22 protein-coding genes are annotated in these 17,899 nt (G+C 70.7%); 6 read left to right on the plus strand and 16 right to left on the minus strand.

Features of this window, described 5'->3' with window-relative positions:
• Positions 1 to 100 precede the first annotated feature (100 nt).
• From QFW77_RS03285 to QFW77_RS03355, 15 genes are all read right to left on the minus strand, one after another.
• The gene (locus QFW77_RS03285) at positions 101 to 424 is read right to left on the minus strand and encodes a hypothetical protein (RefSeq protein WP_280572851.1); all 324 of its coding nucleotides are present in this window, start codon (positions 422 to 424) and stop codon (positions 101 to 103) included.
• Positions 425 to 500: 76 nt separating this feature from the next.
• Positions 501 to 1,118, minus strand: a complete 618-nt coding sequence (locus tag QFW77_RS03290) for a hypothetical protein (RefSeq protein ID WP_280572852.1) — start codon at positions 1,116 to 1,118, stop codon at positions 501 to 503.
• A 109-nt stretch (positions 1,119 to 1,227) separates the two neighbouring features.
• Entirely contained in the window at positions 1,228 to 1,527 is a 300-nt protein-coding gene (locus QFW77_RS03295; RefSeq protein WP_280572853.1) for a hypothetical protein, read from the minus strand.
• 6 nt (positions 1,528 to 1,533) lie between these two features.
• A complete protein-coding gene (locus QFW77_RS03300; protein WP_280572854.1) occupies positions 1,534 to 1,761 on the minus strand; it encodes a hypothetical protein in 228 nt (75 codons plus the stop codon).
• 126 nt (positions 1,762 to 1,887) lie between these two features.
• Entirely contained in the window at positions 1,888 to 2,571 is a 684-nt protein-coding gene (locus QFW77_RS03305; RefSeq protein WP_280572855.1) for a hypothetical protein, read from the minus strand.
• Between the two features lie 9 nt (positions 2,572 to 2,580).
• On the minus strand, positions 2,581 to 3,069 hold the full coding sequence (locus QFW77_RS03310) for a hypothetical protein (protein ID WP_280572856.1): 489 nt from the start codon (positions 3,067 to 3,069) through the stop codon (positions 2,581 to 2,583).
• Positions 3,066 to 4,391 (minus strand): FliI/YscN family ATPase, encoded by a 1,326-nt coding sequence (locus QFW77_RS03315; RefSeq protein ID WP_280572857.1) that lies wholly within the window; start codon positions 4,389 to 4,391, stop codon positions 3,066 to 3,068. The genes QFW77_RS03310 and QFW77_RS03315 overlap by 4 nt, the downstream gene beginning before the upstream one ends.
• The gene (locus tag QFW77_RS03320; protein ID WP_280572858.1) at positions 4,388 to 5,080 is read right to left on the minus strand and encodes a FliH/SctL family protein; all 693 of its coding nucleotides are present in this window, start codon (positions 5,078 to 5,080) and stop codon (positions 4,388 to 4,390) included. Before QFW77_RS03320 ends, QFW77_RS03315 begins: the two co-directional genes overlap by 4 nt.
• Positions 5,081 to 5,099: 19 nt before the next feature.
• A complete protein-coding gene (locus QFW77_RS03325; RefSeq protein WP_280572859.1) occupies positions 5,100 to 5,726 on the minus strand; it encodes a hypothetical protein in 627 nt (208 codons plus the stop codon).
• A gap of 8 nt (positions 5,727 to 5,734) precedes the next feature.
• Positions 5,735 to 6,523 carry a type III secretion system inner membrane ring lipoprotein SctJ gene (sctJ, locus tag QFW77_RS03330; RefSeq protein WP_280572860.1) on the minus strand — a complete coding sequence of 263 codons (789 nt, stop codon included), beginning with the start codon at positions 6,521 to 6,523 and terminating at the stop codon, positions 5,735 to 5,737.
• Between the two features lie 17 nt (positions 6,524 to 6,540).
• Complete coding sequence (locus tag QFW77_RS03335; protein ID WP_280572861.1) at positions 6,541 to 6,963, minus strand: EscF/YscF/HrpA family type III secretion system needle major subunit; 423 nt, start codon at positions 6,961 to 6,963, stop codon at positions 6,541 to 6,543.
• Positions 6,964 to 7,075: 112 nt separating this feature from the next.
• Positions 7,076 to 7,402 carry a hypothetical protein gene (locus QFW77_RS03340; protein WP_280572862.1) on the minus strand — a complete coding sequence of 109 codons (327 nt, stop codon included), beginning with the start codon at positions 7,400 to 7,402 and terminating at the stop codon, positions 7,076 to 7,078.
• Positions 7,403 to 7,526: 124 nt separating this feature from the next.
• Positions 7,527 to 8,777 (minus strand): FHA domain-containing protein, encoded by a 1,251-nt coding sequence (locus QFW77_RS03345; protein WP_280572863.1) that lies wholly within the window; start codon positions 8,775 to 8,777, stop codon positions 7,527 to 7,529.
• A 55-nt stretch (positions 8,778 to 8,832) separates the two neighbouring features.
• Positions 8,833 to 10,884, minus strand: coding sequence for a type III secretion system export apparatus subunit SctV (gene sctV / locus QFW77_RS03350; protein WP_280572864.1), 2,052 nt, complete (start codon positions 10,882 to 10,884; stop codon positions 8,833 to 8,835).
• 273 nt (positions 10,885 to 11,157) lie between these two features.
• Positions 11,158 to 11,529 carry a FliO/MopB family protein gene (locus tag QFW77_RS03355; protein ID WP_280572865.1) on the minus strand — a complete coding sequence of 124 codons (372 nt, stop codon included), beginning with the start codon at positions 11,527 to 11,529 and terminating at the stop codon, positions 11,158 to 11,160.
• A gap of 212 nt (positions 11,530 to 11,741) precedes the next feature.
• Between QFW77_RS03355 and QFW77_RS03360 the strand changes: the two genes are divergently transcribed.
• The 6 genes from QFW77_RS03360 to sctT are packed head-to-tail and all read left to right on the plus strand — an operon-like array spanning position 11,742 to position 16,709.
• Positions 11,742 to 12,851 (plus strand): sensor histidine kinase, encoded by a 1,110-nt coding sequence (locus tag QFW77_RS03360; RefSeq protein ID WP_280572866.1) that lies wholly within the window; start codon positions 11,742 to 11,744, stop codon positions 12,849 to 12,851.
• Between the two features lies 1 nt (position 12,852).
• Positions 12,853 to 13,455, plus strand: a complete 603-nt coding sequence (locus QFW77_RS03365) for a response regulator transcription factor (RefSeq protein ID WP_280572867.1) — start codon at positions 12,853 to 12,855, stop codon at positions 13,453 to 13,455.
• Positions 13,448 to 14,569 (plus strand): type III secretion system cytoplasmic ring protein SctQ, encoded by a 1,122-nt coding sequence (sctQ, locus tag QFW77_RS03370; RefSeq protein ID WP_280572868.1) that lies wholly within the window; start codon positions 13,448 to 13,450, stop codon positions 14,567 to 14,569. Before QFW77_RS03365 ends, sctQ begins: the two co-directional genes overlap by 8 nt.
• A gap of 13 nt (positions 14,570 to 14,582) precedes the next feature.
• Entirely contained in the window at positions 14,583 to 15,602 is a 1,020-nt protein-coding gene (locus QFW77_RS19070) for a hypothetical protein (RefSeq protein WP_425603255.1), read from the plus strand.
• Between the two features lie 31 nt (positions 15,603 to 15,633).
• Positions 15,634 to 15,915, plus strand: coding sequence for a type III secretion system export apparatus subunit SctS (gene sctS / locus QFW77_RS03385; RefSeq protein ID WP_280572869.1), 282 nt, complete (start codon positions 15,634 to 15,636; stop codon positions 15,913 to 15,915).
• Positions 15,915 to 16,709, plus strand: a complete 795-nt coding sequence (gene sctT, locus QFW77_RS03390; RefSeq protein ID WP_280572870.1) for a type III secretion system export apparatus subunit SctT — start codon at positions 15,915 to 15,917, stop codon at positions 16,707 to 16,709. Before sctS ends, sctT begins: the two co-directional genes overlap by 1 nt.
• Before the next feature lie 45 nt (positions 16,710 to 16,754).
• On the opposite strand, the gene sctU is transcribed toward sctT, so the two are convergent.
• Positions 16,755 to 17,825, minus strand: a complete 1,071-nt coding sequence (gene sctU, locus QFW77_RS03395) for a type III secretion system export apparatus subunit SctU (RefSeq protein ID WP_280572872.1) — start codon at positions 17,823 to 17,825, stop codon at positions 16,755 to 16,757.
• Positions 17,826 to 17,899 lie beyond the last annotated feature (74 nt).

Genomic DNA, 17,899 nt, shown 5'->3' on the forward strand with positions numbered 1-17,899 from the left:
TCCAAGGACGGATGGACAGCGCGTTCCACCCGCCTCGGAAAGGCCAAAAAGAAAGGGCCCCGGATGACCGGGGCCCTTCCTGCAACGCGGGAGCCGCAGCTTACTGCTTGCGGGCCAGCGAGGTGTTGCCTTCACCAACCGACTTGATGACGTTGTTGGTGGCTTCGGTGACCATCTTGAACAGCTGGCTCAGCGCCGTCAGCTCGGCGGTCAGCTCGTTGGCCGGCTCTTCCTTCTTCGCCGCGGCGTCGATCTCCTTCGCCTTGTCCATCATCTGCTCGGCGATGTTGTTGGCGACCTCGCCCATCAGCTTGGCGAAGGCCATCAGCCAGCTGTTGCTCTTGCCGGCGGTGCGGGCCTGGATCTCACCTTCCTGGCGGACGTTCTCGACGAAGGAAAAGACGAATCCCTGGATCTCGGTCATGATGTGTTCTCCGGTTGCGCTGTCTAGTGTGGTTTGCGGGTTGAAGCGTCGGCCTTGCGGCCGGGTCGACTACGCTTCAACCGGGCGGACCACGCAGACGGCGCGAACGGGACTTGACCACTTCGTTGCGCAGCGATGGATGATCGTCCTGCGGCAGCGCCACCGGCCGCTGGGCCTGTTGCGCCGAACCCTTGTCGGTCTGGGCACGCAGCCACTCGATGGCCTTTTCCTCGCCATCGGCCGCCATGCGCCGGCTGAACTCCACCGCCAGCTGCGATTCCCGCCGCTCCAGCGGCTCGAGGGCGTCGTTGAGGCAGCGGATCAGGTCGTCCGCCTCGTCCTCCGCGACCCCGCCGCTCTGGCGAAGCAGTTCCACCGTCTCGCGCCAGGTGGCGCGATCGAACACTTCCTCGCTCAACGGAGCACTGGAAGCGGCCGCGCTCGCCAGGGCCTGTTCGAAGAACTGGCCCATCTGCTCGCGCTGCTCCGGACCCAGCTCGGCATCGCCTTGCAGGATGGTCTGGAACTGCTGCTGCAGTTTCTCCATCCCGGACTGGACCAGATCGCCTACCTCGCGCGACGCCGCCGCGGGAGCGGTGGTCGCCGGCTGCGCCGCCGCCTCGCGCGCGACCAGCGGCTGCGCCGGAACCGGCGTCGGGCTGGAGGCTTTGCGGATGGCGGGACGACGCGACATGGCTGCTCTGGTGGATTCCGGGAGTGGTGATTGGCGGGGTTGTGGGACGGGTGGTTCCGAGGGCTTCGAGATTAGGCGAGTGGCGCGTCGCCGCAAGCTAGGGGCGACCCTATGCGGACTCGGCGGTCAGGCCCGGCGAAGTGAACTGCTCGAAGATCCGGCGCATGCCGGCACCCTCGCGTTCGCCGATCTCGCGCGCCGTGGCGGCGAGCCAGGCATCCGCGCTTTCCTTGCCGTCCTCGCCCACGCGACGCTGGTACTCGGGCGCGATCCTCGCCAGCGCTTCCTCGATGGCGGCCTGGCAGTCGTTGAGCTGGCGGATCAGCGCGGCCTCGTCGTCCGCGTTGATGAGCCCTTCCGAGCGCATCTGCTCGATCTGTTCCAGCCAGGGTTGCGGCGCGACCGACACGACGGATCAGCCGCGGAAGGCGGAAGTGAACGCGCTGAGGAAGTTGCCGCTGAACAGGCTCTGCGCGTCGAACGGCAGGCTCGAGTTCGAAAGCGACTGGCCGAGCTGGTCGCCGACGAACTGGATCGCGAAGTCGGCGATCATGCCGCCGAGCGCCGCACCGATCGGACCACCGATCATGCCGCCGATGGCCTGGGCGGCGGAGCTGAAGAGACCACCAATACTGTCAAACATGTCGACCTCCTGTTGTGGATGTGGCGGGGGCCCGTACCGGGACCCCGGGTCGACTATCTGGAAAGCCGCCGGCGCGGCCAAGCTGGGGCGTTCCCCAGACTAGGGACAACCCGAGCGTCCGCGGGCTCAGCCATGGAACTGCGGATCGATGCTGAGCGTGCCCAGGTTGCGCTCGGCGAAGCGCCGGACCAGCTCGGGGGCGGCTTCGCGGATCGCGTCGTAGCTCCCGCGCGAGCGCGCGTCGGCACGCAGCAACCAGCCGTCCGCGGTCTTGCTGAGCAACAGGTCGGTGCCGGGCAGGGTGCTGTCGGCCATGCGCAGCAGCACCTGGCCGTCGCCGTCGTCGGCGGCGCCACCGACCGCCAGCTGGCGCACGTGGCGCTCGACCAGGTCGGCGAAGGCGGAGGTGTTGACCGGCGCCGGGGCGGCCGGGGCGCTCGCCCCGTCGCGCAGCGCCGACTGCGCCTGCATCATCGCCATGATCTCCGAAGAATCCATCAGGTTCTGGGGAAGCGGTTCCGAGCCGTCGCCGGCGGCCTGGCGGCCGGCCTCCACCGCGTCCTGGGTCGCCGCCTGGCGCGCGGCGGCCTCGGCCTCGGCGCGCTGCTGGCCGCTCAGCTCGCCACCGCCCTTCGCTCGGGCGGCCAGGAACTCGTCCTTCGCCTCCTGCTTGCTCTGCAGCACCTGGCGGAAGCGGTCCACGCTCTCCTTCGGCGGCGGTTCGCGCGCCGGCTCGGTCTTCGGCTGTCCCTCCACGTCCCGGGGGCGTTCCGGCGCCTGCGCCGGCTGGCTGTTGCGTTCGATGCTCATGTCGACCTCTCAGGATTGTCCGCGGCCGAGGTGACGCGCCAGCTGCAGGTCGGCGGCGGCATCCTCTTCCCTGCGTGCTTCCAGCGCGTTCTGCTCGTCGCGCCACAGGCCCTTGCGCTTGTGCAGCGCGTCCTCGCGCGCCTTGGCGCGGAAGTACGCCTGCTTGGCGTCCTCCAGCACCCGTTCGGCCGCCTGCAGCCGCTGCTGCGCCTGCTGCAGGCACTGGCGCGCCGTTTCCGCCTGCTCGGCAAGCAGGTCGATATGCGCCTGGCGCTGTTCCAGCACCGACGGCCACGACGCGCCGGGCGGCGGCGGGTCGAGCAGCCGCAGCCGGTGGGCGGCCCGCTGTTCCCGCAGGCCGTCGAGTTCCCCCTCGATGCGCGCGCATTCCTCGCGGCAGGCGATGGCCGCGCGCTGCTTTTCCAGCACCACCAGGCGCGCGTTCTCGGTGCGATGGGCGCGCAGCTTGAGCAGGGTCTGCAGCGGGTAGCGCTTCATTTGAACAGCTTCCTGAGCGCGTCGGAGGACTGCGCGAAGGGCACCAGCTCCGCCGAGGACTGCTGCAGCAGCTTGCGGATCGGGCCGATCTTCTCGATCGCCACGTCGGCCTCTGGATCGCTGCCGCGCTTGTACTCGCCCAGCTGCAGCAGCAGCTCGATGTCCTGGTGCTTGGCCAGGTACTTGCGCAGCTGCCCGGCCGCGCGCATGTGGCCCTCGTCGACCACCCGCGGCATGGTCCGGCTGAGGCTGGTCAGCACGTCGATGGCCGGGTAGTGGTAGGCGGCCGCCAGCTTGCGCGACAGCACGATGTGGCCGTCGAGGATGGAGCGCACCTCCTCCACGATCGGGTCGCCGCCGTCCTCGTCCTCGGCAAGCACCGTATAGAACGCGGTGATGCTGCCGCGCTCGTTGTTGCCGGCACGTTCGAACAGCCGCGGCAGCGCGCTGAACACCGAGGGCGGAAATCCGCGCCGCGCCGGAGGCTCGCCGATGGCGAGGCCCACGTCGCGCAACGCGCGGGCGAAACGGGTCACCGAGTCGAGCAGCAGCAGCACCCGCTTGCCGCGATCGCGGAAGTGCTCGGCGATGGCCGTGCCCACCCAGGCGGCGCGGCTGCGCTCGAGCGCCGGGCGGTCGGAGGTGGCGACAACGATCACCGAGCGCGCCAGGCCCCGCTCGCCCAGGTTGTCGTGGATGAACTCGTTGACCTCGCGGCCGCGTTCGCCGACCAGCACGATCACGTTGACGTCGGCGTCGCCTCCCCGCGCGAGCATGCCCAGCAGGGTGCTCTTGCCGCCGCCGGCCACGGCGAAGATGCCCACGCGCTGGCCTTCGCCGGCGGTCATCACCGTGTCGATCGCGCGCACCCCGGTGGAGAACGGACGCTCGATGAGGTTGCGGGTGAGCGGGTTGGGCGAGGCGGCGTAGATCGGCACCGCTTCGGTGACGCCGAGCGGGCCGCGATCGTCGATCGGTTCGCCGTGGGCGTCGAGCACGCGGCCGAGCAGGCCGTCGCCGGCCCGCACCGAGGCCTGGCGGCCGCTCGCGTAGACCTCGGTGGTGGCGGAGATTCCGTCCAGCGCGCCCAGCGGGGTCAGCAGCGTGTGTTGTTTGGACACGCCGACCACCTCGGCCGCCAGCTCGAAGTCGGGATCGCCCTCGCCGCGGGGGTGGCGCAGGTGGCAGAGCTCGCCGATCGAGGCCTTCAGCCCGGTGGCGCGGATCAGGGTGCCGTAGGCGTCCGCCACCCGGCCGACGCGCTGGATCGGCTTGACCGCCGAGAGCGCGTCGAGCAGGGGATCGTGGGCCGAGGCGTTCATTTTCTGCCGGCCTCGCCGCCGGCGCCGGCGCCGGCGCCGGCGCCGGCAAGCGCCGTGCGGATCGCCTCGATCTGCTGGGCCACTCCGGCGCGCACCTCGCCCGCCTCGGACACCACCACGCAGCTGAGCGGATCCAGGCTCTCGTCGTCGACCAGTTCGATCACGCCCACCGCCGGGTGCGCCTGGCGCACCGCCCCCAGCCCGGATTCCACCGAGGCGCGCACCGAAGGATGCACCCGGATCAGCAGGAACTGTTCCGCCTGCGCCGCCTCCACCGCCTGCATCACCAACGGGGGCACCACGGCGGCGGCGTCGAACCCGGGTGCCAGCCGCGCGACGATGGCGCAGGCCAGGTCGGTGATCCGGCCGGTGGCCTCGGCCAGCACCCGCGCGCGGCGCTCGTTGAGCCCGGCCAGCTTCTCGGTCATCTGCTGCTGCGCGCGCGCCAGGCCCTCGGCGAACCCGGCCGACTGGCCCTGCTGGCGCGCCTGCTCGATCTCGGCCTCGGCCTCTGCGTAAAGGGCGTTCAGCCGCTCCAGCAGCGCGTCGACCCGCTCCAGCGACGACCACTGCTGCGCGGGCACGATGCGCGCGGCGACCGCACGCTCGAACTCGCGGCGCTCGAACAGCACCACCCCCCTGTCGGCGGCGCTGGCGGGGCCCGGTGGCGTGGCTGACTGGCGCTGCATGAAGGCTGGCTCTCCGCGTTCAGGCCGCTGCCGCGGCCCGCGATTCGTGATGGGTGCACAACAACAGGACCGGTTTCTCCGGCAGGTGAGCGGGCCCGACCTCGCTGCGCTCGTGCAGCAACGCGGTCCAGTCGCCCAGCGCCGGATCGCGGATCGCGGCCCAGGCGCGCAGTTCGCCGCGGCCCTGGCGCTCGAGCATGGCGAACAGCGCGTCGTCGTCCTCCACGAGCGCCCGCTCCCAGTCGGCGGCGAGCCTCGCGAGCACGGCGCGCCCGACCGCGGCGTCCCAGACGGTCGGATCGAGCGCGAGAAGATAGCTGTTGCCGAGGGTCCGCCGCAGTCGCCGTACCGGCTCGCGCCGCACCTCGGCGCGGATCACCGGCGCGTACGCCAGCACGCCCAGGTCCCGGACCAGCCGCGCCAGCCGCTCGCGCGGCCAGCGTGCCACCGCGGTCGGCAGCCCGCTGCCGGGCCGGGGCGCGAGCAGCGCCTGGCCGGTGCCGCTGGCCAGCAGTGCGCGGGCCAGCATCCGCCGGCCCAGCCTGCTGCGCAGCGCAGCCCCGAGCAGCGCCGGCGCGGGCGCGGGCTCGCCATCGGCGGCGTACCAGCTGGGGTGCACCTCGGCGAGCAGCGCCTGCAACGGCATGGCGGCGGTTATCCGTTCCAGACCCGCGGAGTCTGCTTGGGCTGGCCCTGCAGGCGCTGGCGCATGCGGCCGCCGAACGCCAGCAGCAGCGCGATCAGGCCGACCACCGCCGCGACCAGGGCGATCGCCATCGGGCTCACCGCCGACATCGCCACCGCCGTGGTGCCGCGCTGGCCCTGGCGGTTCTCCGAGGGGCCGGGCACGGTGGTGAACTTGACCGTCACCTTGTTGACGTCGGTGAGGCCGGGCACGCCGTCCTTCACCACGACCTTCATCTCGGTTTCCTTGTCGCGCAGGTTGGCGCCGGGCTGCTCGAAGATGACCACCGAGGCCGACGCGTCGCTGGAGGTGCCGCCGAGCGGGTCGCGCTCTGGCAGGTTGATGTGCACCCGCGCATCCACCACGCCCGGGTAGCTGGAGAGCGTGCGCGCCATTTCCTGCTGCAGGCCGTGTTTCAGGCGCGCCATCTCCTCCAGCGATGAAGAGGCGAACCCCTCCTTCTTGAAGATGTCGCCCAGCGATGCGTACTGCTGGCGCGGCAGCCCGCGCGACTGCAGTACCTGCACCGCGTAGGGGAAGTCCGCATCCTCGACGCGGATCTCCCAGCCGTTCTTGCTGACCGAGAGCCGCTTGTCGGCGCTGACGCCGCTCGACAGCAGCGCCGCCAGGACCTCGTTGGCCTGGCGTTCGTCGAGGTCGCTGTAGAGCGTGGTGCGGCCGCACGCGGCCAGCAGCATGGCCAGCGCCAGGATCAGCGCGGCCCGCAGGATTCCGCGGTTGCGTTCCGAGCTACTCATCTCGATACCCCCGTTCCTCAGGACTGCTGGCGGAACAGCTGCTGCACGCCGTCGGAGGTGCGGTTGGCCACGTTGGAGGTCAGCTGCGACTGGAACAGGAACTCATGGCACTTCATGGTCATTTCCAACATCTGGCCCGGCGACAGGTCGGCCACGCTGCCGCTCATCGCCTGCGACATCGCCTCGATGTTCTTGGCGCTGCCGTTGAGGCTGTCGAATGCCGAGATCATCATGCGGGTGCCCTGCGAGGGATCGGTGGCGCTGGCGCCGGCGACCGCCTCGGGCGCCGCCGCCGGGTCCGCCTGGCCGACGCCGCCGGTCCGCTGCATCGCCTGGGCGAAGTCGCGTACCTCGATGGCGGAGGCCTGGGGCTGCGCCGCGGCGCTCGCGGCGGTGGTGGCCTGCGGTTCCATGGCGGCAACCTGGATGGCTTCGATCATGTCTTGTCTCCCGAACGGTGGATGTCATGCCCCCGGCATGGCCGCTGCGATCGGGAGGGCGGCGCGTCCACTGAAGACGCGCATCCTGCCCGGCCGCGGCGGCTCACCGCGATCAGTTGCGCTTGCCCAGCGTTTCCAGCGCCTGGCCGACGCTGTTCTGCGAGGTGGCGGCGTTGTTGGACATGAACTGCATCTTCAGGCTGGCCGCGGTCAGCTGGACCATGTCCGAAGGCTGGTCGCTGCCCGCGCCGATCGCGTCGGACATGGTGGTGATCTTGGCGGCCTGGCCGTCCAGGGTCTGGCCCCAGGCGCGCGACATCGCTTCGTACCAGCTGCTGCTGCTGCCGGAAGAAACGCTGCCCTTGCTGGCGCCCGGGCCGTTGGCGAAAGCGGCCATGCCGATGTAGTTGTTGAAACCGGAACCGTCGACGGTGCTCATGGTGTCTCCTCCTCAACCTTGATGGATGTTGCCTGATCGACCGACCGACTCTAATCCATTCGTCTGTCGGATTTGCGAAACCTCGGGTACGCCCCAGGGGACCTCCGCCCCCCGCCTACGCCTGCTACCTGCGCTGTGCCGCCGCCCGCGCCTGTTCAGCCGCGAAGGCGCGCGCGTTCGCGCTGCTGGCCACCTGGCGCAGCGGGTCCTTCTCCGTGCTCCCGGCCCCTTCCGCGTTCGCGGCCTCGCCGGGGCTTTCGGCGACGGCGGCGTCGTCCGCCTCGAGCGGCTCGGGCCGCAGCTTGGTCAGCGAACCGTCCTCGCGCAGCACCTGCGCGTGTTCGCCGATCGCCAGCAGCGTGCCCTTGCCGGGCAGCTCCGCGCCGACCGCGTAGCGCACGCCGTCGGCGTCGACCACGTGCGCGTTCTCGCCGCGCTCGATCGCCACGATGCGCACCTCCTCGACCTCGGCGGCCTCGGCGGCCGCGTCCACCGGCGTTGCCAGGTTGATCGGGATGACACGGCGCACGCCGGTCTCGCGCATCGCCCGCGAGGTGGCGAAGGCCTCCAGCGCGGCCATGTCCTCGAAATAGCCGGTGACCTCGACATCGTTGTTGCCCAGGTAGCGCGTCTTCTCGGCGGGGAAGTGCCCGCGCAGCACGTCGGCGACGTCCTGCGCCATGTCCTCGCCGGTGCGCAGCGACAGGCTGGCGTCGATGCGCTCGCTGTCGAGCTGCTGGCGCATGCGCTGGCGGGTGGCCACGTCCTTGACCGTTCCCGACAGTACCGCCACGCCGTGGACGTCGCGCTCCACCCGCGCCTCGGCCACGCGGTACTCCCGCGCCAAGCTCTGCAGCCGCGCCTCGACGTCGAACGGCGCCTCCTCCGCCGGCATCACCGCCGCGAAGATCGCCAGCGAGGCCAGAGAGAGCACGGCGATGGCGGCGATCATCGGCAGGCGGCGCGCGAACGGCACGCCCGGGCGTACCGGCGCGTGCGTGAACTCGCCGCCGTCGGGGGCCAGCGCCAGCCAGGCCGGATCGTCGGCGTGGCCGAACGCCAGCGCGGCGTCGCCCAGGCCCACCCGCTCGACCTTGCCCAGCTCGACCGGATCGCCCGGGTGCAAGATCCGGCCCTCGAGCCGCAGCGGCGCGTCCAGCGCGCGCAGGTTGAAGTGACCGTCGACCAGGCTGATCAGGGCGTGGTGGTTGGCGACCCCGTTGTCGGCCAGGACGATGTCGCAATCGTCGCCGCTGCCGACCAGGATCATCTCGCGGTCGGCGAGTTCGCGGCTCGCCCCGGCGTGCAGGCCCGCGACGATCCGCAGCACCTGGCCGCTGCCGGTGGCGTTGCTGGTGGTTTCGGCGGAAGACATCGGTTACTCCTTGCGAACGGCTGGCGTCTGCGTTGTGGGGCTTGGTCGGGACCGGTCAGGCGTTGATCTGGCCCGCCTGGACGATCCTCAGGTCGGGGGCGAGCTCCTGGTAGGACAGCACCGGGAGCTCGAAGAAATCCACCTCCATCAGCTTGCGCAGATGGCGGCGTACGTCGAGCGAACACAGCAGCACCGGGCGCACCCCGGGCGGCTGGCGGCCCAGGTGGCTGCGCACTTCGTTGCCCAGCCGGGCGGCCAGCTCCGGCGAGATCGCCAGCTGGCTGGCGCCGCCGGCCACGCGGACCGACTGGCGGAGCTTGTCCTCCAGCTCCGGGTGGATCAGCAGCACGTGCAGGGTGCGCTCGCTGTCGGAATAGCGGTCGGCGATCTCGCGCTTGAGCGCCACGCGCACGTACTCCGTCAGCAACACCACGTCCTTCTCGCGGCCGCCGACGTCGGTGATGGCCTCGAACGCGTCGCGCAGGTTGCGGATCGGCACGCCTTCCTCGGCCAGCCGCCGCAGCACGTCCGCGACCCGCTGCGGGGCCACCACGCGCAGCATCTCCTTGACCAGGTCGGGGTAGTCGCGCTGCATCCGCCCGAACAGGTTGGAGGTTTCCTGGATGCCGAGGAAGCCGCCGAGCCTGCGCTGCAGCGCGGCGCGGCAGTGCGCGTCGATCACGTCCAGCGGGGCGCGCGCGCCCTCCACCGGCGCGGTCACCCATTCGCCCGCCAGCGGCGGGAAGAAACCGGGCAGCCGGGCGCTGGCGTCGGCCCCCGGGGAAGCGGGGCTCAGCTGCGCGTCGGCGCGCAGCCGCCCCGAGGCGACCCGCGCGCCGAATGCGTTGAGGCGGTATTCGCCTTCGCCCAGGGCGGGGTTGATGCGCAGGGTCGGCGCCGGCACCGGCACCCCGTATTCCTCGCGCAGCTGCTGGGAGAGTTCGCCGAGGCGCGCCCGCATCGGTTCCTGGCCGAACCGCTCGGCCAGCGACGGCGCCACGTCCAGCTGCAGCGGCGGCGGCGGCGCCAGGTCGTCGCTCTCCACCTGGGTCTGGCTGGCGGCCATCTCCTCGTCGGAGATCCGGAACAGGCGGCGCAGGGTCTCGAAGCTGTGGCGGTAGCGCCAGGCGCTGATGCCGAGCAGGGCGATGCCGAGCACCCCGAACACGGGTTTCGGGAAGCCCGGCACCAGCATCATCAGCAGCGCCAGCAGCCCGGTGATCAGCAGCACCCGCGGCTGCCCGGAAACCTGGCGGGTGATGGCGTCGCCGAGGTGGCGGTCCTCGATCTCGCCGGTGGTGCGGGTCACCACCAGGCCGGCGGCGATGGTGCCGAGGATCGCGGGGATCTGCGAGACCAGCCCGTCGCCGATGGTCAGGATGCTGTAGACGCGGGTCGCTTCGCCCAGCTCCATGCCCTTCTGCAGCACGCCGATGGCCAGGCCGCCGAGCAGGTTGATGATGATGATCACGATGCCGGCGATGGCGTCGCCCTTGACGAACTTCATCGCGCCGTCGAGCGAGCCATGCAGCTGGCTCTCGGTCTCGAGCAGGCGGCGCTTGCGGCGCGCCTCGTCCTTGTCGATCAGGCCGGCGCGCAGGTCGGAGTCGATCGACAGCTGCTTGCCGGGCATCGCGTCCAGGGTGAAGCGCGCGGCGACCTCGGCGACGCGCTCGGCGCCCTTGGCGATGACGATGAACTGCACCACGGTGATGATCAGGAACACCACCAGGCCCACCACCAGGTTGCCGCCGGCCACCAGCGAGCCGAAGGTCTCGACGATGTGGCCGCCCTCGGCATTGAGCAGGATCGAGCGGGTGATCGCGATCGAGATCGCCAGCCGGAACAGCGTGGTCAGCAGCAGCACGCTGGGAAAGCTGGAGAAGGCGACCGGGTTGGGAATGTAGATGCCGAGCAGCAGCAGGCCGAAACCGATCGAGATGTTCACCGCCACCAGGGAGTCGATCAGCACCAGCGGCAGCGGCAGGATCATCACGCTGATGATCGTGACCGCGCCGAACGCCAGCAGGACATCGCTGTACCCCAGTCCCCGCCGCGGCGCCATGCCGGCGGGCGCGGCGAGCAGGTTGCCGATCAGGGCGCGCACGCTGGAACTCCCGCGCCTTCGTTCGGGCCGCACTCAGCCCCCGGCACCGTAGCGTCGACCGCCGTTCCCTGGTGCCCTGCTCGAGCCGTCTGCCGCATCGCCCCTGCCCTCATGCGTCACTTTGTGCCAAGTTACGATAGCGATGTAAAGTGATTCGCAGGTAAAAATAATGTTTCAACGGCGCGAACGCCGTCATCGTTCCACAGAAAGATGTGAATCAGTTCACATTTCTGCTGGGGAGGGCTCACAGCCGGTTAACGCAGCCGGACGGTATCAATGGCGCCGGGACTGCGTCGGCTCGGCCGGAGGGTCGCCGCTCCCCTCGAGGTCGGCCTGATCGAGCGTTGCGACAAGGTTCACAGATTGGGCACTGACACCGATGGCGAAGAGCTTGCCGGCGCGGGTCCGCAACAGCACCACGCGTTCGCGCGGGCCCACCGGGAGGATCTGCAGCACCGAAAGCGGCGCGTCCTTGCCGGTGAGTCCGTAGCGGCGCCGGGCCAGCCGCCACACCAGGAACAGGGCGAAGATGACGAAGGCCAGCGGCACCACGATCCCCAGCAGTTCGCGCCAGGCCGAGGGCGCAGCCGGCACCGGATCGGCGACGGCGGCAGCCGCCGCGGCGCAGCACAGCAGCAGCGGCACGCCGGCGGCCAGCCGCACGGAGGAAAGGGCAACGAGGGGGAGGCGGAATCGCATATGGAATGGCTTCGGATGAGGGCGGCATGCCGGTCCGGCGGCACTCGCGCAGGGTACCGCAGGGCCGTGGCCTCGGATGCGCCGCCGCCGCGCGGCTGTCATGGCGCCGCCCCAAGCTCTGGCTGGCCGCCCGCCCGCGCCGGGCGGGGAGCAAGCCGATGAGCGCCACCCGTCGCCGCACGCCTGCGCCCGTGGCCGCCGTGGCCGCGTCCCACCCGCCGGACCCGATGCCGGCACTGCAGGCGTTGCTGCAGGCGCTGCCGTTCGCCTGTGCCGCGTTCGGCCGCGCCGACGGCCGGCTGCTCGCGGCCAACTGCCTCTACCACGAGGAGTTCGCCGCGCTGGCGGGCCACGACCGCCGCGAGGGCCTGCTGCAGGCGCTGCACGGCAGCGGGGTCGACATCGACCCGGGCAGCGAGGTGCGCGCCCCCCACAACCAGCGCTGGTATTCGCTGTACTGGCGCGACACCGAGCACGACGGCAGGGCGCTGTCGCTGCTCACCGCGGTGGATATCAGCGAGCGCATCGAAGCGCTCGACTCGCACAAGAGCCGACAGGAGAAACTGCTGTTCACCTCGCGGTTGATGTCGGTGGGCGAGATGGCGGCGACCCTCGCCCACGAGCTGAACCAGCCCCTGGCGGCGATCGTCAACTACCTCAATGGAAGTCTGCGGCTGGTCGACCAGGCCGGCGGGCCGGTGCAGGTGGAGCGCGCGTTGCTCGCCGCGCGCACCCAGGCCGAGCACGCCGCGGCGGTGATCACCCGCGTGCGCGAGTTCGTACGCGCCCGGGAACCGCGCCGCGACGCCCAGGACCTGGCGACGATCTCGGCCACCGTGCTGGAGCTGCTGCGGCTCGAGGCCGAGCGCCAGCAGCTGCGCATCGACGTGGCGTTGGCGGCGATGCTGCCGGAGGTCTACGCCGACCGGGTGATGGTGGAGCAGGTGCTCCTGAACCTGGTCAAGAACGCGATCGAGGCGATGCGCGAGGTGCCCCCGGCGCAGCGCGGGCTGCGGATCGAGGCGCGGGTGAACCTGGACGACGAGATCGAGGTGCGGGTGTGCGACCGCGGCAAGGGCCTGAGCCAGGCCGAGAGCGAACAGCTGTTCTCGCCGTTCTACACCACCAAGGCCGACGGCCTGGGCATCGGCCTGGCGATCTGCCGCTCGATCATCGAATACCACGAGGGGCGCCTGTTCTTCGAGCCGCGCGAGGGCGGCGGCAGCGTGTTCGGCTTCACCCTGCCGCGCGCCGAGGGAAGGGTCTGACATGGAACGGACCCGGATCTGGCTGGTCGACGACAACGACGGCTTCCGCGACTCCACCGCGTGGCTGCTGGAAACCGCGGGGTTCGAGGTGCTCGCGCACGCATCGGGCCGCGCGTTCCTCGACGCCTACGCGGCGCAGCGCCACGGCGCGGCCGAGGAATGCCTGGTGTCCGACATCCGCATGCCGCAGATGAGCGGCCTGCAGCTGCAGGAGGAGATGCTGCGACGCGGCAGCACCCTGCCGATCGTGTTCGTGACCGCGCACGGCGACGTGCCGCTGGCGGTGGAGGCGATGCGCAAGGGCGCGTCGAACTTCCTGGAAAAGCCCTTCGGCGACGAGACCCTGGTCGAGGCGATCCGCGCCGCGCTCGCCAGCGCGCGCAACCGCGGCGACGGTGCCATCAACAGCGAAGCGCTGGCCCGGCTCAGCCCGCGCGAGCGCCAGGTCCTGGACCTGGTGGTGGCGAGCAAGCCCAACAAGATCATCGCCGACATCCTCGGCATCAGCATCAAGACCGTCGAACTGCATCGCGCGAACATGATGAACAAACTCGGTGTACGCTCCCTGCCCGAACTGATGAAGGTGGCGCTCGGGCATGGCTGAAACCGCGAAGCGGACCAAGCGTTCCGCCAGGCGCCGCGCCGCCGGCGCCGACACTCCTCCACTGGAGGCCGCGCCGCTGCGCGGGCGGCTGCGCGCGCTGCGGCCGGCCCAGGCCGATGCGCTGCGCACGTTCTTCTCGGCGCCGCAACGCTGGTACCTGGCCGAGGGCGGCCTGCTGCATTTCATGCCGGGCGACGCCCGGCTCGACGCGGCCGTCTTCGAGCTCGACGCCGAGGGCACCCGCCTGGGCCTGCGCCTGCAGGCGGGCGAGGTGCTGGCCGGCGACGGCCTGCACTGGAGCGACTACACCGGACGCTCGCGCCTGCTGGCCTGGAGCCTCGCGCACGAGCCCCACCTGATGCGGCTGGGCGAGGCCCTCGGCGTGGCGCTGGCGCCCCTGGCCGAGAGCGCCCCCGGGGATCCGCCCGACGAGGACGCGCTGTGGCTGGATTTCGTGATCGACGACAGCGCCGGCGGCGACGAGGACGCCGCGCGGCGGCCGCCGGCGACGCAGGGCTCGCTGCGGCTGCCCGCCGCCTGGCTGGAACGCCTGCTGGCGCGCGCCGAACCGCCGGTGGAGGGCGAGCCGCCGCCGCCGCTGGGCCGCTGGCGCGAGCTGCCGGCCACGGTTTCGCTGCAGCTGGCGCTGCCGCCGCTGCCCGGCGCCGACTGGGCCCTGCTGCGCCAGGGCGATGTGATCGTCGCCGGCAGGCGCGGCCGGCCGCCGCAGTTCGAAGCGCACGCCTGCGGACGGCTCTGGCCGCTGGCGGCCACCGCGCAGGGCTGGCGCATCGACGGCCCAGCGCAACATCAACCCCGTCCGCAGGAGACAGCCACGATGACCGAGACCCCAGCCGAAGCCGTCGCCGACGGAGAGGACCAGGACGCCGACGCCGGCGCGCGCCAGCTGCCGGTGCAGGTGGCGTTCGAGATCGGCCGGCTGGAGATGCGCGTGGGCGAGGTCTCGGCGCTGCAGCCGGGCTACGTGTTCGCGCTTCCGGCGCACCTGGAGGGCAGCAATGTCGTCATCCGCGCCAACGGCGAGGCCGTGGGGCAGGGCGAGGTGGTTGCCGTCGGCGACACCCTGGGCGTGCGGCTGCTGAACTGGACATAGGGGTCCCGGCGCAATGGATTTCAGCAACTATTCCCCGGCGCTCGTCCTCGTCGTCGTCGTCAGCCTGGCGCTGGCGCCGTTCGTGGCGGTGATGGTGACCTCGTTCACCAAGATCGTGGTGGTGCTGAGCCTGCTGCGCAACGCGCTGGGCCTGCAGCAGGTGCCGCCGAACGTGGTCATCAACGGCCTGGCGATCGTGCTGTCGATCTACGTGATGTACCCGGTGATCCTGGACACCCACGAATCGATCAACGCGCGCCTGGAAGGCCGCCCGCCGCCGGCATCGGTGCAGGCGCAGATCGACGCCCGTGCGCGCGCCCAGGCCGAACGCACCGGCGGCCGCGCCGCACCCGCGGCGCCGGCGCGACCGGCCGCGGACGATCCCGCGCCCGCCAGCCCTGCGGCCGCCGACGCGCTGCGGGCCGAGGCCGAGGCGGTCGGCGCGACCGGGACGGAGGCCGCAGCCGCACCGGCGCAGCCCGAGCGCGGTCCGCTGTTCCGCAACGTCACCGGCAGCGTCGGCGCGCTGGCGGAGGCCGCGGAAGCGGAAGCCGCCCCCGTCGATCCGGACGAGCCGGTGGTGATCACCGCGCCGCCCGCGCCGCCGCCGCTGCCGGAGAGCGGCGGCATGGACGCGGCGCGGCTGCTGTCGCTGGTCGAGGCCGGCAAGGAACCGCTGCGGACCTTCCTGATCCGGCATTCGCACGACGCCGAGCGCGCGTTCTTCCTGCGCAGCGCCCAGCGCCTGCTGCCGCCGGAGCGGCGCGCCTCGCTGACCGTCGACGATTTCATCGTGGTGGTGCCGGCCTTCACGGTGAGCGAACTGACGGCCGCGTTCCAGATCGGCTTCCTGATCTTCCTGCCGTTCCTGATCATCGACCTGGTGGTGGCCAACATCCTGCTGGCGCTGGGCATGATGATGATGTCGCCGACGATCGTCTCGCTGCCGTTCAAGCTGCTGCTGTTCGTGCTGATCGACGGCTGGGCCAAGCTGGTGCACGGCCTGGTGCTGACCTACGCCGGCGCCGCCTGATGCCGACGCGCCGCTCCACGGAGGCAGGGCGATGAACGAGGTGATCGAACTCACCCGGCAGGCGCTGTGGCTGGTGCTGCTGCTGTCGGGGCCGCCGATCGCCGCGGCCGCGCTGGTCGGGCTGGTGGTGGCGTTCCTGCAGGCCGCCACCCAGCTGCAGGAGCAGACCTTCGCCTACGCGCTGAAATTCCTCGCGATCGTGCTCATGCTGTTCGTGACCGGGTCGCTGATCGGCGGATCCCTGTACACCTACGCCCACCAGATCTTCATCGACTTCCCGGGCCTGGTCCGCGACAGCGACCGCGGCGGCTGATGCCCTACGATTCGATCGGCGACGCCATGCTGGCGCTGGGGCTCACCCTGCCCCGGATCATCGGCGCGTTCCTGATGCTGCCGCTGATCACCCAGTCCAACATGCCGGCGATGGTGCGCAACAGCTTCCTGGTGAGCCTGGCGATCGTGGCGCTGCCGGTGGCGGTGGCCGCGGCGCCGACCGAGAGCATGAGCACCCTGCAATGGCCGATGATGGTGCTCAAGGAGCTGTTCATCGGCGTGGCCATCGGCTTCTGCTTCGGCATCGTGTTCTGGGCGTTCTCGGCGGCGGGCAGCGTCATCGACACCCAGGTGGGCATGGGCATGTCGCAGGTGTTCGACCCGATCCAGGGCCACCAGGTCACCCTGCACGGCGAATTCCTTTCGCATTTCGCCGCCTGGCTGTTCATGGCCAGCGGCGCGTTCCTGATCTTCCTCGACCTGCTGATGTCGAGTTACGCGCTGTGGCCCCCGACCTCGTTCTTTCCCAACCTGCCGGCGACCGGGATCAACCTGTTCGTCGGCCATTTCAGCTTCATGATGACGCTGCTGCTGGTACTGGCGGCCCCGGCGATGGTGATCCTGCTGATCATCGACCTGTCGTTCGGGCTGGTGAACCGCTATGCGCCCTCGCTCAACGTGTTCGCGCTGACCCTGCCGATCAAGGCGTGGCTGGCCACCGCGATCATCCTGCTGATGCTGGGCGTCTACGTGGAGATTCTGGTCGAGCGGCTGACCGACAGCCGCGGCCTGATCGAGCTGCTGCGGATCATCTTCGAGGATCCGTCTGCGTAGCGCGGAACCCGCTGCGCTGCTCTGCCTCCGGAGCCCGGAACGCGATCAGCCGCCGTGGTGGCCGCGGCGCACGCCCTCGGCCCAGTGCAGCACCTCCGCCACCGCCTCGAAGAATTCGCTGCCGATGTAGTCGTCGAGCTCCACCTTCTCGTTCAGGCCGCGGGCCAGCGGAACGTTCTGCAGGATCGGCACCCCGGCCTCCTCGGCGGCGCGCTTGATCTCCTCGGCCAGCGCGCCTTCGCCCTTGGCCACCACCACGGGCAGCTCGGTCTCGCCGTGCTCGTACTGCAGGGCGACCGCGATATGGGTCGGATTGGTCACCACCACGCTCGACTTTCGGACCGAGCCGAGCATGTTCTGCTGGGACCACTCCTGGTGCAACTGCTTGCGCCGCTGCTTGACGTAGGGGTCGCCCTCGTTCTCCTTGACCTCCTGCTTGATGTCGCGGCGGCTCATCTTGAGCTTCTTGGTGTAGGAGTACTTCTGGTACCAGACGTCCAGCGCCGAGACGAAGAAGAACACCGCCACGGTCCAGATCACGATCCACTTCAGGGCGTGCCAGATCGCCGAGCCCATCGCCGCCGGCGACGCGTAGGGGAGCTTCAGCAGCCCCTCGAGCATGCCGCGCAGCACGATGTAGCCGATCCCGATCAGCGCCGCGCTCTTGAGCACCGACTTGATCAGCTCGACCAGGTTGTCCATCGAGAACATCTTCTTGACGCCCTCGACCGGATTGAGCTTGTCGAGCTTGGGGCTGATCTTCTTGAGCGTGGCGATCGGACCGGTCTGCAGGAACTCGGTGACCGCGGCGAGCAGCATCGCCAGCACCATCAGCGGTACCGTCAACCACAGCAGGGTCTGCAGGGCCAGCGAACCGAGTTCCGGCAGGGTCTCGAAGAACGGCTGGCCGACCGCCTCCAGACTCCTGTCGAACAGCTCGCTGATGCGCGCGTGCATCATTCCCATCAGCATCCACGCGCCGGCGATCCAGCCCATCACCAGCACGGTGCTGGTCAGCTCCTTGCTCTTGGCGACGTTGCCTTCCTTGCGGGCGTCGCGGATCTTCTTCGGGGTGGGCTTTTCGGTCTTGTCGGCGCCCTGGTCCTTGTCTGCCATCCGCGCACCGCGTTGCCGTGACGTCGCCGCGAGGCTAGCATGCCCGCAGCGCCCCGCCGCGCCAGCGAGCACGA

Origin of the sequence: Luteimonas endophytica (assembly GCF_029887875.1) — a bacterium.
In the GTDB taxonomy this organism is placed as follows: Bacteria; Pseudomonadota; Gammaproteobacteria; order Xanthomonadales; family Xanthomonadaceae; genus Luteimonas; species Luteimonas endophytica.